Raw genomic sequence first — 2,807 nt, 5'->3', positions numbered from 1 at the left:
GCCCGCCAGCACTCGGACGAGCAGATCGCCCAGATCGCGGCCTCCATCGCGGAGTTCGGCTTCGTCAATCCCATTCTCACCGGCGCCGACGGTGTGCTGGTCGCGGGCCATGGGCGGCTTGCCGCGGCGCGTAAGCTGGGTCTGGCCACCGTGCCGGTGGTGGTGCTCGATCACCTGACGCCGACCCAGCGCCGCGCCCTGGTGCTCGCGGACAACCGGCTCGCGGAACTCGCGACCTGGGACGATGCCCTGCTGCGCATCGAACTGGAGGCGCTGCAGGACGATGGCTTCGACCTCGATTTGACCGGTTTCGATGCCGATGCGTTGGCCGAGCTACTGGCCGGTGAGGAGCCAGAGCACGAAGGCCAGACCGAGGACGACGCCGTCCCGGAGATTCCGGAAGAGCCGGTGTCCAAGCCGGGCGACGTCTGGAGGCTGGGGCCGCACCGTCTGGTCTGCGGCGATGCGACCGCGGCAGAGGCCTACGCGCAGCTGTTCCCGGACGGCGAGCGGGCGGACATGGTCTTCACCGATCCGCCGTACAACGTGAACTACGCCAACAGCGCCAAGGACAAGCTGCGGGGCAAGCACCGTCCCATTCTCAACGACGCGCTCGGCGCAGGCTTTCACGACTTTCTCTACGACGCGCTGTCGCTGCTCGTTGCCCACACCCGCGGCGCGATCTACGTCGCCATGTCGTCGAGCGAGCTCGACACCCTGCAGGCGGCGTTCCGCTCTGCCGGCGGCCACTGGTCTACGTTCATCATCTGGGCGAAGAACACCTTCACGCTGGGCCGCGCCGACTACCAGCGCCAGTACGAGCCGATCCTCTACGGTTGGCCCGAGGGCGCGGAGCGCCACTGGTGCGGCGACCGCGACCAGGGCGACGTCTGGCAGATCAAGAAGCCGCAGAAGAACGACCTGCACCCGACCATGAAGCCGGTGGAGTTGGTCGAACGGGCGATCCGCAATTCGAGTCGTCCCGGCGACGTGGTGCTGGACCCCTTCGGCGGTTCCGGCACCACCCTGATCGCCGCCGAGAAGTCAGGGCGCGTGGCGCGCCTGATCGAACTCGACCCGAAGTATGCGGACGTGATCGTGCGGCGCTGGCAGGACTGGACGGGCAAGCAGACCACCCGCGAATCGGATGGCCTGGCGTTCGATCGCGTTTTCTGCTTGGCTTCCCATTCCGATCGAATCACGCGATCCGGTAGATGCGCTCGCCGCCCTCGGGCTTGTCCGAGGTGATGGTCAGCCCCAGCTTCTTCTTGAAGGCGTTGGCAAAGGTGCCGCGCACCGTGTGCGCCTGCCAGCCGGTGAGTTCGCAGATCTGGCGCACCGTCGCGCCCTCCGGGCGCCGGAGCATCGCGATGACTTGGGCCTGCTTGCTGTTCTCGCGGGTGCGGGGCTTGGTCTCGGCGCGCTGCGGTGCCCAGGTGGCTTCGGCGGCTGCGACCTCCGCCTCGAGATCCGTGTTTGCCTCCACCGGCGCCGGCGCGGGACGCGGGCGCCCCAGGGCCTCGTAACCGTCGGCGGCGACAAACCAGTCGGGACCAATGGTGGTGATCAGGGCCCGATTGCAGAGGCCGTCCAGCACCTTCTTGCGGGCGCCGCCTTTCACGTTGTCGGGGAACCACTCGATCTTGCCACCGGTGTGCTCGACGGCGTAGGCCAGGATCGCGTGCTGGGCGGGGGTCAGGGTGATGGTGCTCATGGTCTGCTCCTGGATAGGGATGGATCGGCGCGAGTCAGTCTTCCCAGAGGTGCTCGCCATCGAGGCTGATCCACAGGCGCGCATCGCGCGCGGTGGCCATCTCGCGCACCGCCAAGCCGGTTTTGAGGTGGGTGCCGGTCTTGCCGGTGAAGTCGTAACGCTGGCCGTCGTGCATCACGGTCGCTGGGCCTTGCTCGTCGAACTCGATTCGGATCAGGCGGGTGCCGAGGGCGTTTCCGTTGGTGTCGGTGACCTGGGGTTGGCGGATGCGCAGGGTCATGGTCTGCTCCTTGGTGCGTGGTGATTGGGTGAGGTGATGAACGCGCTGTTCGCGTGAGAAGCCAAGCGTTCTTGCTTGGCTTCGCATTGCTCGTCAGACCTTGCGCAACACCGAGATGCCGGCTTGCGCGAGATCCAGGGCAGCAGCGTGGAAGGCGGCTTCGGCCACCCAGGGTGCGGCGCGGGCGTCGTCGAGCAAGCGGTCGATGGCCGGGCGTGCCTGGGCGCGCATGGCGACGCAGGCGGCTTCGAGCTCGTCGCGGCTGGCGGCGGCCACCTCCTTGCGGCAAGTGCGCACCAGCACGGTCAGGGCGGCCTCGGCGAGCTTGGTGGCGAGAAGGTCGGGGATGTGGGGGTTCATCGGGCGTCCTTTCGATCGGGTGGTTCGGGGTGACGTGATGAACGCGCTGTTCGCCCGTGAAGCCAAGCGTTTTCTGCGGGTGTTGGCCAAGAACTGACGATGACTTGATCGAAAAGGGCCATGGGCATCTCGATTCGCGCCTACGCCCGCCACCGTGGGGTATCGGACACCGCCGTGCACAAGGCCATCCGCACCGGGCGCATCACGCCCGAGGCGGACGGCACCATCGACCCAGACCGGGCCGACCGCGACTGGACCCGGAACTCCGAGCCGCCGAAGGCGGGAACGGGCTCCCGGACCGTGAAGGTGCGGGTGGCGGAGGATCCGGCCCCCAACCTCGCCACCGGCCTGCCCGCAGGCGGCACCACGCTCGTGCAGGCGCGCACGGTCAACGAGGTGGTCAAGGCGCAGACCAACAAGGTGCGGCTGGCGCGCCTCAAGGGCGAACTGGTC

4 protein-coding genes and 1 pseudogene are annotated in these 2,807 nt (G+C 67.9%); 2 read left to right on the top strand and 3 right to left on the bottom strand.

All coding sequences use genetic code 11. From position 1 onward, the window contains the following. Nucleotides 1–1,248 (top strand): site-specific DNA-methyltransferase (locus Z164_RS0119510; protein WP_024892304.1); only part of this gene is annotated, 1,248 nt, incomplete at its 5' end. Here the strand turns inward: Z164_RS0119510 and Z164_RS0119505 are convergent. The 3 genes from Z164_RS0119505 to Z164_RS0119495 form a co-directional block, all read right to left on the bottom strand. Continuing rightward, entirely contained in the window at nt 1,199–1,714 is a 516-nt protein-coding gene (locus tag Z164_RS0119505) for a DUF3489 domain-containing protein (RefSeq protein WP_024892303.1), read from the bottom strand. The genes Z164_RS0119510 and Z164_RS0119505 overlap by 50 nt on opposite strands. A 34-nt stretch (nt 1,715–1,748) precedes the next feature. Then, nucleotides 1,749–1,994: a hypothetical protein gene (locus Z164_RS0119500; RefSeq protein WP_019562355.1), complete on the bottom strand. Its 246-nt coding sequence runs from the start codon at nt 1,992–1,994 to the stop codon at nt 1,749–1,751. 93 nt (nt 1,995–2,087) lie between these two features. Further along, nucleotides 2,088–2,354, bottom strand: coding sequence for a hypothetical protein (locus Z164_RS0119495; RefSeq protein ID WP_024892302.1), 267 nt, complete (start codon nt 2,352–2,354; stop codon nt 2,088–2,090). A 120-nt stretch (nt 2,355–2,474) separates the two neighbouring features. Here Z164_RS0119495 and Z164_RS21140 point away from each other — a divergent pair. Continuing rightward, nucleotides 2,475–2,807, top strand: a pseudogene (locus tag Z164_RS21140) (elements of external origin); the annotation flags it as partial.

It is taken from the genome of Luteimonas huabeiensis HB2, from assembly GCF_000559025.1.
Lineage (GTDB): Bacteria > Pseudomonadota > Gammaproteobacteria > Xanthomonadales > Xanthomonadaceae > Luteimonas > Luteimonas huabeiensis.
Note: the sequence above shows the minus strand (reverse complement) of the source record. Positions and strands in the feature narration are given on the sequence as shown.

Bases quoted from the DNA above. Each gene is read 5' to 3' on its own strand.
- Z164_RS0119505 (WP_024892303.1), bottom strand. From the start codon at position 1,714: ATGAGCACCATCACCCTGACCCCCGCCCAGCACGCGATCCTGGCCTAC.
- Z164_RS0119500 (WP_019562355.1), bottom strand. From the start codon at position 1,994: ATGACCCTGCGCATCCGCCAACCCCAGGTCACCGACACCAACGGAAAC.
- Z164_RS0119495 (WP_024892302.1), bottom strand. From the start codon at position 2,354: ATGAACCCCCACATCCCCGACCTTCTCGCCACCAAGCTCGCCGAGGCC.